The sequence below is a fragment of the Candidatus Nomurabacteria bacterium genome, assembly GCA_023898605.1.
Classification (GTDB): domain Bacteria; phylum Patescibacteriota; class Minisyncoccia; order Phycocordibacterales; family UBA9973; genus HK-STAS-PATE-34.
The window spans coordinates 266,846-279,338 of sequence record CP060230.1 but is presented as its reverse complement, the minus strand read 5'-3'; the positions used below and the strand labels follow the sequence as shown (position 1 = coordinate 279,338).

At 37.8% G+C, this 12,493-nt stretch carries 16 protein-coding genes; 6 read left to right on the top strand and 10 right to left on the bottom strand.

The window, feature by feature from the left end:
* Positions 1–265: 265 nt before the first annotated feature.
* From H6791_01570 to H6791_01550, 5 genes are all read right to left on the bottom strand, one after another.
* The gene (locus H6791_01570; GenBank protein USN95096.1) at positions 266–538 is read right to left on the bottom strand and encodes a hypothetical protein; all 273 of its coding nucleotides are present in this window, start codon (positions 536–538) and stop codon (positions 266–268) included.
* A 331-nt stretch (positions 539–869) separates the two neighbouring features.
* The gene (locus H6791_01565) at positions 870–1,424 is read right to left on the bottom strand and encodes a PIN domain-containing protein (GenBank protein ID USN95095.1); all 555 of its coding nucleotides are present in this window, start codon (positions 1,422–1,424) and stop codon (positions 870–872) included.
* Complete coding sequence (locus tag H6791_01560) at positions 1,421–1,591, bottom strand: hypothetical protein (GenBank protein ID USN95094.1); 171 nt, start codon at positions 1,589–1,591, stop codon at positions 1,421–1,423. The genes H6791_01565 and H6791_01560 overlap by 4 nt, the downstream gene beginning before the upstream one ends.
* A 269-nt stretch (positions 1,592–1,860) precedes the next feature.
* A complete protein-coding gene (locus tag H6791_01555) occupies positions 1,861–2,100 on the bottom strand; it encodes a GIY-YIG nuclease family protein (GenBank protein USN95093.1) in 240 nt (79 codons plus the stop codon).
* Between the two features lie 415 nt (positions 2,101–2,515).
* Entirely contained in the window at positions 2,516–2,836 is a 321-nt protein-coding gene (locus tag H6791_01550; GenBank protein ID USN95092.1) for a hypothetical protein, read from the bottom strand.
* A gap of 240 nt (positions 2,837–3,076) precedes the next feature.
* Between H6791_01550 and H6791_01545 the strand changes: the two genes are divergently transcribed.
* Entirely contained in the window at positions 3,077–3,313 is a 237-nt protein-coding gene (locus H6791_01545; protein USN95091.1) for a DUF167 domain-containing protein, read from the top strand.
* Between the two features lie 34 nt (positions 3,314–3,347).
* Positions 3,348–3,734: a ribosome-associated translation inhibitor RaiA gene (gene raiA / locus H6791_01540; protein USN95090.1), complete on the top strand. Its 387-nt coding sequence runs from the start codon at positions 3,348–3,350 to the stop codon at positions 3,732–3,734.
* Here the strand turns inward: raiA and H6791_01535 are convergent.
* Genes H6791_01535 through lepB form a run of 4 tightly spaced genes read right to left on the bottom strand, consistent with a single transcriptional unit; the run spans position 3,731 to position 7,000 of the window.
* The gene (locus H6791_01535; protein ID USN95089.1) at positions 3,731–4,582 is read right to left on the bottom strand and encodes a methionyl-tRNA formyltransferase; all 852 of its coding nucleotides are present in this window, start codon (positions 4,580–4,582) and stop codon (positions 3,731–3,733) included. The genes raiA and H6791_01535 overlap by 4 nt on opposite strands.
* Positions 4,569–5,087: a peptide deformylase gene (def, locus tag H6791_01530; protein USN95088.1), complete on the bottom strand. Its 519-nt coding sequence runs from the start codon at positions 5,085–5,087 to the stop codon at positions 4,569–4,571. Before def ends, H6791_01535 begins: the two co-directional genes overlap by 14 nt.
* 7 nt (positions 5,088–5,094) lie before the next feature.
* On the bottom strand, positions 5,095–6,396 hold the full coding sequence (locus tag H6791_01525) for a histidine--tRNA ligase (GenBank protein USN95087.1): 1,302 nt from the start codon (positions 6,394–6,396) through the stop codon (positions 5,095–5,097).
* Position 6,397: 1 nt separating this feature from the next.
* Positions 6,398–7,000 (bottom strand): signal peptidase I, encoded by a 603-nt coding sequence (lepB, locus tag H6791_01520; protein ID USN95086.1) that lies wholly within the window; start codon positions 6,998–7,000, stop codon positions 6,398–6,400.
* An 80-nt stretch (positions 7,001–7,080) separates the two neighbouring features.
* Here lepB and H6791_01515 point away from each other — a divergent pair, with 80 nt between their 5' ends.
* Positions 7,081–7,674 carry a peptidyl-tRNA hydrolase gene (locus H6791_01515; protein USN95085.1) on the top strand — a complete coding sequence of 198 codons (594 nt, stop codon included), beginning with the start codon at positions 7,081–7,083 and terminating at the stop codon, positions 7,672–7,674.
* A 38-nt stretch (positions 7,675–7,712) separates the two neighbouring features.
* On the opposite strand, the gene H6791_01510 is transcribed toward H6791_01515, so the two are convergent.
* Positions 7,713–8,786 (bottom strand): S1 RNA-binding domain-containing protein, encoded by a 1,074-nt coding sequence (locus H6791_01510; GenBank protein USN95084.1) that lies wholly within the window; start codon positions 8,784–8,786, stop codon positions 7,713–7,715.
* A 186-nt stretch (positions 8,787–8,972) separates the two neighbouring features.
* Here H6791_01510 and H6791_01505 point away from each other — a divergent pair, with 186 nt between their 5' ends.
* The 3 genes from H6791_01505 to gyrA are packed head-to-tail and all read left to right on the top strand — an operon-like array spanning position 8,973 to position 12,493.
* A complete protein-coding gene (locus H6791_01505) occupies positions 8,973–9,596 on the top strand; it encodes an MBL fold metallo-hydrolase (protein USN95083.1) in 624 nt (207 codons plus the stop codon).
* Between the two features lie 4 nt (positions 9,597–9,600).
* Positions 9,601–9,987 carry a hypothetical protein gene (locus H6791_01500; GenBank protein ID USN95082.1) on the top strand — a complete coding sequence of 129 codons (387 nt, stop codon included), beginning with the start codon at positions 9,601–9,603 and terminating at the stop codon, positions 9,985–9,987.
* A 25-nt stretch (positions 9,988–10,012) separates the two neighbouring features.
* Positions 10,013–12,493 (top strand): DNA gyrase subunit A, encoded by a 2,481-nt coding sequence (gene gyrA, locus H6791_01495; GenBank protein USN95081.1) that lies wholly within the window; start codon positions 10,013–10,015, stop codon positions 12,491–12,493.

Sequence of the window (12,493 nt, the reverse complement as noted above, 5' to 3'; positions counted from 1 at the left end):
ACAATGTGAAATAACCGTAATTGGTATTACATTATAATATATTCTGTTGAGTGTCAATAGCTAGCTCCATCTAGTAGACAAGCCTGCATGCCGGCAAAGGCAGGTTCCCGCCAGAGGCGGACAGGCACCACTCTGAATTGGGATGCTATTAAAAGGGAATTGGAAGTTTTTAAGATTTTTGAGGTGTTTCCGATAGTGGCACTTCAAACTAAATAAAAAGAAAACCCGCTCAGCGACGGGTTTCCGTACTGGCGGGATTGTTTCGTCAAGGAAGAAGTCTTTTCAGAATTTCTTTCCCGTTTTCAGATTTTTCGATTTCAGCAATCTTCGCAAAAACAGGGAATGACCCAGGCCATCTTTGTCCCAATGGTTTACCATCTATGTCGTAGGATACATCACCTCTGCGTTTGGTTTTCCAGCCAACAGCATCGTAGCTTGATCTGTGTTCTTCAAAATCAAACTTATCAGTAGCGTTTGTGATAAAAACTTCATCATCCAATCTTTCAGGATGGTTTTTATTAAAATTTTTTCCCCCCATATCTAGATTATTTAATTTTTAGAAATTATTGAGTTCTCTCTAATCCCGTAAGGAGCAGGGAAAACTCAACAAAACCAGCAATAAATAACCAAATACCTTAAAGAACCACTATACCTATATGATAACATAAAATAGTATAAAAGTCAAATTAAGGGCTCCGAGGTACCATTTAAATTTTTGCAAAAGAGACAAAAGACATGTCAGTGCCTTCCTTCAGTATATTTGTCATGGTCAAAGATCCTGACGACCAAAGGGAGGAAGGACTCGCTGGACGCATTCCGAACTATAGAATGGCAAAATGTTACAGGGCCTCAAGTTTGTTGGCATACCCCTAGGTAGTCATGCCTAGTTTTTGTGCCGTTTCTTCAACCTTCTCTGGCAAACAGATTGCTATCTGTCCTGCTCGCTTACTCTTTTCCAGTATCTTATTTCCGTGCTTTATGAAGCCACTATCGTTTGTAACTACAATGTCGCTTTTCGCAGAGTATGCCGTTGCTAGGTGTATGGTATCAACTGCCGATAAAACAGAGTGCGAAGCAATATATTGTGCTATTTGCCAACCGTCTTCGCTCAAGTTGAAGAAAGTCAAAAAAGGTAGACGTACAGGTACTACGTCCAGATATTCTTCAAGGTCTTGATAATCGCTATCTGTAAGTTCTTTTTGTCTGCGTTCTCGCAAGAACTTATCAGCATCCCATTTTTTACGTATGACCGTTTTTTGAAAGAAGATACTATCTTGTTCAAGGTCCGCAACTTCCATCATCGTAAAGGCAGACGTAACACACTCCCACCCCTTATGTCTGGCAAGCTCCAATAGCTGTATAGAGTTTGTATTTCTATTTTCGAGGTAATCTCGAATAACGTTTGTATCTAGGTAGAGTTTCATTTTTTATTCTTTGCCTTGAAGCTGACTTGCACTGGCTTCTCAACATTTACCCGAGCAGTAAAACTTACTCGACCTTGTTTTGTATTGAAAGAAACCACAGTCGGCTCTTTGACGACCTTCTTTGCTGTAAAAGTAACCTTTTGTGATTGTGGAGTTTTCTTAGCCATACGTTGATTATATCATAATAGGTATGTAAACTAAAGTAATGAATAAGATAGACTTTTCTCACGAAGATGAACTTGTGTATTACTAAGGATATCTATAATAAAAAGCATCAAGAGTATCACGACAAAATACAACTTTTGGAAATTGAATTATCAGAGCATACAAATGCTGATTATGAGTATCAAATCACTGTAGCTACAGTACTTTCTGTCGCTCGCAGAGTAAAAGAAATCTTTGAAAGTTCTGAAACATGCGAAAAAAGAGCAATTTTTTATTTAAATAAGTTTATTTTCTTTTCTCTTCTCCAGCCCTTTATTTCCGACTCTCTTTTACGAGCCTCTTTTAATGTTTCAAATGTTTCTGAATATTTTAAGATAACTGGCCTGCGTATTTTTGTATAGTGGGCGCCATTTTTAGAAGTATTATGTTCTTTTATTCTTTTTTCTAGGTTATTTGTTGATCCGACATAAAAAGAACCATCTTTACATTCAAGTATATAAACATGATACATATTTACATCATAGCACTTCTTCTACTTCGATGTATTCTCTCTCAGTATCATCAGTGCCTTCCTTCAGTATATTTGTCATGGTCAAAGACCCTGACGACCAAAGGGAGGAAGGGCTCCGCGGGCAGGGATCGAACCTGCGACCCACCGGTTACACTTATCCTAAAATTTCTAATAGGGATGGACTATATCATCACCCGTCAATATGACTAGGGTGCGAGGCGCTTCGACCCGATCAAAATATTTTTTTGATTGGGGCTACTCCATAAAGGATAGTCTCTACACCTGCCTTCGACAAAGCTACGGCAAGGCATGCTTCCTAATAATTTAGGGCCTGCTTTGCAATCCGAAGCCTTAGGCGAAGGATTGGCTCGGGATTACCCACGAAGGGCTTCCCCGAATTCACCTCGTTTTCAACCTATCTTTCGATAGGAAGCTGCGTTATACCGTCATGTACTTCTGCGTGACAATTTGCACACAAGAGAACGCATTTGTCTAATTCTTTTTGTAAACTAGACCACGATCTCGTTATACCTTTTGAAGAAATACCAAAAGATTTTTCTTTTGGGTTCAAGTGATGAAAAACTAGTGCGCGCTTGCATTTGTTGTGTTTACAAACAATACATTTGCCACCTTTGTATTCTATCGTTTTGTCTAAAAGAAGCTTTCTTCTTTCTGACACTTTCTTTATAAGGTACTCACGACGGTCGGAATATTTCCTCAAATCTTTTTTAACCATGTTTTGATTATATAAGATTTGTAAGTGTATTTCACAGCCGGTTGCTCTACCGCTGAGCTACCGCGGAATATGTTTTATCTCGCGGTACGCTCAGCAAGCTGAGCCCAGCCCGACATGAAGTCATTCTGGCGGGTACCGCGGAATATGAATCTATGCACTTTCAATCGGTAAGTGTTTTCTCATAGATGTATAGAGATAGTACCAAAAAAATGAGATTTTGCAATATGCTAAAATATCTCTATGGAAGTCAAAGTAAAGGTTATTTCTAGCTCCAAAAATGAGTCTATAGAGGTCACAAAGACCGGCAGGCTAGTTGTGTCCATAAAGGAGAAAAGAGAGGGCGGCAGGGCCAACAGGAGGCTTGTAGAGCTACTCTCGGAGTATTATGGAGTAGAGGAGAAGAACGTGATTATTGTAAAAGGGCACAAAGATACGAGCAAAACCCTGTTAATTCACGGTATTCAAGGTGTGCTATAATAGAGTCATATAAAACTAACTAAATATTTTCTCTATGGTAAATACAAACATCAAAGCTACAAATCTAGAACTAGTCGAACACCTTGTAGATCACACAAACAAAAAACTATCCAGCCTAGAGAAATATAGCGCTGGAGAAAGTATCGATGTCGCTGTAGAACTTGCCAAGAATAACCACAAAGATGGTGATGTTTTTAGAGCAGAGTTTAGAACATTTGTTTTTGGAAAAAGTTTCTACGCTTTTTCAGAAAAGCCAGACCTTTATTCTGCAATCGATGAAGCTGAAGCAAGCCTAACAAGAGAAATAAAAAGATCAAAAGAAAGAGACAAGAATCTTTTCCGAAGAGGAGCAAGAAGTGTAAAGAAAATGATGAAAGGTCTTACAAGGAGAAATCCGATGACAAGCAAATACGAAGACTAGTTTTTAGAAAAGTTTTCCCAAGTAGTTTCTTTCTTGCCTTCGGGTAAAACATTTTTGATAACAAATTTCCCGTCTACAAAGTCCGCGTTTGTAACAATAACGCGGATTTTTCTTTCACCTTTTTCGGCAAAGAAATATGTTCTAGGCCAGTCTATAAATGCTCTGTATTTTCGCCACTTTATTTCGTCGTTAGTTTCTTGTGTTATATCTCCGTCTTCTTTGTTTATCTTTTTGCAATATGTTGCGAGTTCCTCATCTTGTTTTTCTAGAGTTATTTTTTCTGAAAATATGTCAGGAAGTATTTCGACAAGTTTTTCTGCACCGATTTCTTCGAGTCTTTTCTTTAGATCTACTTTGTTTTCTTTTTGTCCTATAGTTACTTCTTCTTTTTTTATGATGTCACCGGTGTCCATCTTGAGAGCCATCTTTTGTATTGTGACGCCAGTCGTTTCGTCTCCTCCCAATATACTAGCCTCGACGGGTGAGGCGCCTCTCCAGCGTGGAAGCAGGGAATAGTGAACATTGATAGTCCCGAGTTTTGGTAGATCTATCGCAGATTGCGGGATTATTTTTCCGTAAGCTACGACAATAGATAGGTCAAACTCTCCTATAGAACGGACCTCTTCCAGAAATGCGTCATTTATTTTTTCGGGTTGCAAGACTTTTATGTTTTTGGATAGGGCATATGTTTTGACTGGAGATTCTGTCATGATTTGTTTTCTACCAACTGGTTTGTCTAATCCTGTTATAACAAGTGCTACGTCGAATCCTTCCTCGACTAGTTTTTGTAGTGTGTTTTTTGCTATTTCTGGTGTACCCCAGAAAATTATTTTTTTAGTTAACTCCATGAAGTTTTTTGTATTCTTCTATTTGTTTTTCATCCATTTCTTCTACGTCCTTTGCTTTGTCTACAAACAACACTCCGTTTAGGTGGTCTGTTTCGTGTTGGAATATATGGGCTAGTAGTCCACTCGCACCACGTTGGAATTTGTTTCCGTATTCGTCATATGCTTCGAGAGTTACCTTGGTGTATCTTTCTACTTTTCCATATTTCCATCTGACAGAGAGGCAACCCTCGTCCATCCATTTTTTATCTTTGGATTTTTTTGTTATTTTTGGGTTGATACAAACTAGATCAGAGTCTTCTTTGACTGCAAATCCAGGAACAATAAAAATCCTTTTTGAAACGCCTATCTGTGGTGCTGCTAGTCCGACGCCATCAAACTCTTCTGCCAGAGAGTCTTTCATCTTTGCTACAAGATTCAAAAGCGGTTTTTTCCCGAACTCATCTTTTTTGACCTCTTCTGCTTTTTCTCTCAGTACTTTATGTGGCTCTTGGACTATCTTTGTCATAAGAGTATTATTTTAGAGCTTTTATGTGTGAAGGTAGATCATCTAGTTTTACTATTTCTTGTGATCTGTTTTCCATGTTTCTTACGATAACTGTTCCATCTAACGCCTCTTTTTGTCCGAGGATAAGAGCATACGGTATGCCCATTTTTTCTGTTATACCAAGTTGTGTAGACAAGCTATCTTTGGAGATAGATTGATAAACAGGAACTTTTGCTTGTCTTAGCATTTCTATCACAACTAGTGCTTTTAGTTTTGCATCGTTTCCGATTTGGATAAATGAAACTTTTGGTTTTTTAACATTTCTAGGAGAAAGATCTTTGGACCAAGGTTGAGCTATAACTCTATCTACTCCTATTGCTGCACCGACAGCAGGAACATCTTTTTTTGAACCTAGATTTTTTGCAAGGTAATCATATCTTCCACCACCAGCAATAGAGATCTCTGTTACTTCACCTTGTTCGTTTTCTTCTGAAACTGTTACTTCGAAAACTGTTCTTGTGTAGTATGACAAACCTCTAACTAGGTTTTTGTTTATTCTATAAGGAATACCAAGTTCTTCTAGATATTCTAGAACTTCTTTGAAGTGTTTTTTACAAGCGCTACATAGGTGAGAAACTGCGTCTGGAGCGTTTTGGTTTATCTCCATAGTTTTTGGATCTTTTGAGTCTAGTATTCTGAGCGGATTTGTCTTTAGTCTTTCTCTGTCTACTGCAGGAAGAGCGTTTACATGCTTTCTATAATAAGAGGTCAACTCTTTTACGTATTGGTTTCTACATTCTTTGTCACCGATTGAGTTTATGTCTATGTTTATATCTTCTCCACCAGCTTCTTTGATTATTGTATAAACAGTTTTTATTATAAGAGCGTCTATTATACTTTTGTCACTTCCTATTGCATCTAGATCAAATTGGTAAAACTGTCTCCATCTTCCTGCTTGTGGGTTGTCGTGTCTGAAGCTTGGCCCGTATTGGTACACCATAACTGGTTGCGGTTTTGCACCCATGCCGTTCTCTATATATGAACGCACGACACCAGCGGTTTTTTCTGGTCTCATCGCAAGCTTTGTTCCACCTTTTGTTTTTAGTGTGTACATTTCTTTGTCGATGATATCTGTTCCTTCTCCTATTGTTGTTGTAAATATTTCTTCGTTTTCTAGTATCGGAGTTTCGATAGGAGAAAAGCCGTAGTATATTGCAACTTCTTGTGCTTTCTCAAAAAATCCTTGGAACTTATAATATTCATCACCGATCAAATCTCTCATTCCTTTTGGTGATTTTGCTTCTTTGACTGTTTTTTGTTTTGGACTCATATTAGTTTTCTAATGTTAATACTTCATAATCTCCTGGTTTTATCGAAATGCTGTCGACAGGGAACAATCTAAATAATGGTGTTCCAACTATGTTTTCTCTTGGTACATTGCCCCAATGTCTTGAATCGCTACTAAAGTTTCTATTGTCTCCCATAACAAAATATTCATCTTCTTCCAAGATACGAGTTAGGTTGTCGTTTAGATCCATTTCGTTTATGTATGGTTCTTCGATATAGAATCCATCTGGATATTCAGAATTCTTTATCATAACTTTTCCACTTATAATTGTTACAGTTTCTCCTGGAAGACCTATAACTCTTTTTATGTAGAAAGCAGAAGGGTTCTTTGGGTAGCGGAAGATTATGACATCACCCCTTTGTGGATCTTCAAATCTATAACTTATCTCGTCTACGATAAGGTACTGCTTGTCTTCGAAGGTAGGGTACATAGAAGATCCATCTACTATAAACGGTTGAGCGATGTATGTTCTCACAACGAAAACTATTGCGAGTGCAATAAGTGTATATCTAAAAAGTTCAAAGAAAGAAGCAATAGGATTCTTTCTTTTTTTAGGTGTTAAATCTTCTCTTTGGTATTCATCCATAATTTATAAGTAATATAATAACACGCACGGACCATTGACACAATCTGGAATATATTTTCTCTTTTGATATAATTGTTTGTATGATATTTATTTTTGGACTTGGTAACACCGGAGAGAAATACAAAAACAATCGTCACAATGTTGGACGCATGATTGTAGAGTCACTCAGACAAAAATGGAACTTTCCTTCTTGGAAAAAAAACAAATACACAAAAGCCGAAGAATCCCGCGGTAGTTTTTCTGGCAGTGATGTAACTTTTTTGATATATGACGAGTTTATGAATACTTCTGGAAGAGCATTGTCGAAAAATTTTGATCCACAAAACGACAAGCTTATTGTTGTGTACGACGATCTAGACATACCTTTTGGAGAGATTAAGTTTTCTTTCGATCGAGGTAGTGGTGGACACAACGGTATAAAGTCTATCGAAGACGAAATAAAAACTCAGAAGTTTTATCGTATAAGAGTTGGGATTTCTCCAAAAAATATCTTTGGCAAAATGAGAAAACCTGTTGGAAAAGAAAGAGTAGTGAGACACGTTTTGGGAGATTTTTCTCTAGGCGGTAGAAAGAAGGTAACTGGAGAAATAACTGACCGTATTTCTTCTGGAATAGAAACGTTTATAAAGCGAGGTCCCGAGATCGCCACTACAGAACTAAACTCAGCAAAATAAAAACCAGAGATTTGAATCTCTGGTTTTTATTTTTGTGATTACTTTGCGTCTTCTACGAAAGCAAGAGTCATCTTTTGTTCTTTTGGTTCGAACAGAGTTATTTGGAATGGATATGTTTTTCCAAGTTCCAATTTTTCTCTTAGCGCTTCTTCGCTACCAAACATAGAGTTGTGGACTAGTCCTGCAACTCCAGGTTTTATAGAAACAAGAGCACCGTGTTTGTTGAACTTGATAACAACTCCCTTTATTATGTCTCCTTTCTTGATCTTATCTTCAAATTCTTTCCAAGGGTTTTCTTTTAGTTGTTTGATAGAAAGAGAAACTTTGCCATCTTTGATTTCGATTATTTTTGCTTTTACGCTATCACCAATCTTGTAAAGCTGGTGAGGATCTTCTACTAGACCCCAGTCGATCTCAGAAATGTGTACTAGACCTTCTAGGTTATCTTCTAGTTTTAGGAATACTCCGAAATCTACGATTCCAGCAACTGTAGTTTCTACTTCGTCTCCAACAGAGTATTTTGAAACCATACCTTCTCTTTTTTCATCACCATCTTCTTTTTCAGAGAATATAAGTTTTCCTTCTTTTGGAGAGATAGAGATGATGCTTACAGAAAGTTTCTGACCCACAAGCTTCTTCAATTCTTTGAAGATCTTGTCTTTGTCTGAATCTTCTACTCTAGGATAATTTTCTGGAGTAAGTTGTGAAGCAGGTAGGAAACCTTGCATACCTTGCCAGTCGATTATAAGTCCACCTTTGTTTGCTTCGGTAACAGCTAGATCGAACTTTGTTTTGTTCTTTATGGCTTTTTCTGCCTCGCTCCATACTAGAGCTTGTTTCGCTTCCTTTAGAGAAACTTCGATGTAACCATCTTCGTTTTCTTTCTCTATAACTTTTACTTTTATACTGTCGCCAATGTTTGCTTTCTTGATAAGCTCTTTTGCGTTGTTGAACTCTCTACCATATATAACTCCTGTTCCAAATGGAGCAAGATCTATATAAAGAGCATTTTTCTCTATAGCTATAACTGGTCCTTCAACAAGCATATCTACATCTGGAAATGGAGCTTCTTTTTCTACAAAAATTGTCTTTTCTTCTGCGATTGTTGTCATGAAATTAAAAATACCGCTATTGCGGCTACTTCCTTACGGGTGTTTTGAGCTAATTTTTTGTTTTTGGTCGCTCAGAAACGGTTATCCGTATGGCTTTTGTAACACACTAATAATGTCCCAACATTACCACAAGATGTGTGGCCTTGCAAGTAGGTATTTTGGGCCAAAAATGGTAATATTATCCTTATGATAATAAGCTATTTTGGGAAGCAAAACCTCAAGGTTCAGTATGGTGATTTGGTCATTTGTGTTGACCCTGTTTCCAAGAAAGGAGACAAGAATTCTGGCTCAAAATTTGGTTCAGATATAGTTATAAGCACAACTCCACACCCAGACTACAATGGTATAGAAGAAGCTGTATACGGGGACAAAGAACCTTTTGTTATAAGATCGGCTGGAGAATACGAGATAGGCGGCACAGAAATAGTTGGAGCCCACACGATAACTAACATAGACAAGAAAAGATACAAGAATACTTGCTTTAGATTTGTTGTAGAAGATATAAATCTAGGAGTTTTAGGACCAATAGACAAAGAATCTTTTACTTCAAAAGTTAGAGAAGTTCTAGGTGGAGTCGATATATTATTCTTGCCACTTTCTGGAGGAGATGGTTATGGTGTAGACGAAGCAGAAAAAATATATTTTCAAGTAGAACCACCGATTGTTGTACCGGTAGATTATTCTCCAGAAGATTTGGAAAAGTTCGTCAAAAAAATCGGAGCTCCAAAAGAGACAGTAGACAAACTAACTATCAAGAAAAAGGATGTCTACGCAAGCAAGGGAGATATTATAGTTATAAAGAAGTCTTAGAGAAATGAAATCGCTTGTTCAAAAACTTAGATCAAAACCTGATCACGTAAAACAGCGTATAACTTATATAGTTATGGGAGTTTGTTTCGTACTACTGTTTATGGGCTGGGTTTTGGATCTTTCTTTTGGAACTTATGCAAAAGAAAAGCAAGAATCGACTTATACTGCAAAAACAGAAAAGGAAGGCAGTGGTCCACTCAAGATGATAAGTTCTGTTGTTGGAAACATATTGAAGAGCACACCACTTTCTGGGCAAGATGATTCGCAAAGTGTTTATGACGCACTAGGTTCAAACTCTATAGATAGTGCTTCTGACACAACACAAACAGGAACAGTTAGTCAGTACGATTTTGTAGAGCAGAGATCTCTCAATACAGAAGGAGGACAATAATTTGATATAATAAGAGTAAGTATATATGCCAAAGAAAAAAGTAGAGAAAAACGACGATAACAAGAAAGATGAAGGGGGACTAGTTCTCGCTTCTTCAGTAGTGCCAAAGTCTATAGTAGAAGAGATGCAGGAGTCTTATATTTCTTATGCTATGAGCGTTATAACTTCTCGTGCTCTTCCAGACGTAAGAGATGGTTTGAAGCCCGTTCATAGAAGAATTCTATATGCTATGAACGAGATGAGTCTTTCTCCTACATCTAAACCCAAGAAGTCTGCAGCAGTAGTTGGAGACGTTCTCGGAAAGTATCACCCTCATGGAGATACTGCTGTTTATGATTCGATGGTGAACATGGCACAAGATTTTTCTTATAGATATCCGCTTGTTCTTGGACAAGGTAACTTCGGTTCTATCGACGGAGACGGAGCAGCTGCTATGCGTTATACAGAAGCAAGAATGACAAAGATCGCTACTTTGATGCTCAAAGATCTCGATAAAGATACCGTAGACTGGAGACCAAACTATGACGCATCTAGAAAAGAACCGGCTGTTTTACCAGCGGCTGTTCCAGCACTTCTTCTAAACGGAACTATGGGTATTGCTGTGGGTATGGCAACTGCTATACCACCACACAATCTAAGTGAAGTTATAGATGCAACAGTTCACCTCATAAATAACAAAGATGCAAACGTAGAGGATCTATGTGAGTTTATACAGGGTCCAGATTTTCCAGTTGGTGGAATAATCTATGGCAAGAAAGAGATAGAGCAGGCATACAGAACAGGAAGAGGCGGTATTGTGACTCGTGGTGTGGCAGAAGTTGTAGAAGTAAAAACCGGACAATTCCAAATCGTTATAACTTCTATACCTTTTCAGGTTAAGAAATCAAACCTTATAACCTCTATTGCTGATTTGGTTCAGCAAAAGAAGATAGAAGGTATCAAAGACATACGTGACCTGTCTACAAAAGATATAAAGGTGGTGATAGACCTCAAGAGCGGCGCACACCCACAGAAAGTTTTGAATTATCTATACAAGCACACTCAGCTAGAACAAAACTTCAACTTCAATATGCTTGCTCTTGTCAAAGGTACTCCAGAACTTCTATCTCTAAAGGGACTTCTTGAAAATTTCATAGAGCACAGAAAAGAAGTTGTAAGAAGAAGAACAGAGTTTGATCTAAGGAAAGCAAAAGATAGAGAACATATACTTCTCGGACTAAAGAAGGCTCTTGATCATATCGACAAGATAATAAGTATCATACGAGGATCAAAAGACGCATCTGAAGCAAAAGTAAAGTTGATGAAAGAATTCAAATTCTCAGATTTGCAAACAGACGCGATTTTAGATATGAGACTTCAGAAGCTTGCAGGTCTAGAAAGAAAGCAAGTCGAAGAAGAACTAAAAGAAAAACAAAAACTTATTGCAGAACTCGAAGCGCTTTTGGCTAGTCCAAAAAAGATTCTGAAAACTATCGAAGACGAACTTGTAGAAATAAAAGAAAAGTACGGTGACGAAAGAAGAACAAAACTTGTAAAAGGTGGAGTCAAATCTATAAGTGATGAAGATCTTATCCCAGAAAAAGATTCTGTTTTGGTATTTACACAAGGTGGTTATGTAAAAAGAACTGATCCTAGTGAATACCGCTCACAGAAAAGAGGTGGCGTTGGAGTTATAGATCTCGAAACAAAAGAGGAAGATTTCGTAACTATGCTTGTTCAGGCAAGTACGCACAGTGATCTACTATTCTTCACCAACAGAGGTAAGGCTTACCAGATCAAGATGTATGATTTGCCAGAAGGAAAGCGTGCAACAAAAGGTAAATCTATAATGAACTTCTTGTCACTCGATGGAGAAGAAAGAGTCACTTCTATTCTTCCAATAGAAAAAGGAAAGAAGGATGCCATAACAGAACTCGTTATGATTACAAAAAATGGAGTCGGTAAAAAGGTTAGCGCAGAAAGTTTCAAAGATGTAAGAAGAAGCGGAATCATATCTATCAAACTCGCAAAAGACGATGAACTAGTTGCAGTTAGAGCTGTCGACAAGGACAAAGACGTCGTACTTGTATCACACGAGGGTATGTCTATCAGATTCCGTTCTACAGATTTGCGTGAAATGGGTAGAGCAGCTGGTGGAGTAAAAGGCATGAGTCTAAAGAAAGGAGACGAGATTGTCGGTGCGGTGGTAGTTGAAAAGAACGAAAAAGATGCAGAGCTTCTAGTTATGAGTAAAAACGGTCTTGGAAAGAAAACAAAGATCACAGAATACAAAGCACAAAAGCGTGGAGGTGGAGGAGTAAAAACTGCAAAAGTTACAGAAAAAACAGGTCCGATAATTGTAGGTAGAGTTGTAAGAGATGAAGAAGAAATGATCGCTATGAGCAAAAAGGGTCAAGTGATCAGAGTAAAACTAGAATCAGTACCTAGCCTAGGTAGACAAACTCAAGGAGTTTCTATTATGAAACTAAGAGCAGGAGACGCTATCGCTTCTGTCACTACAATATAA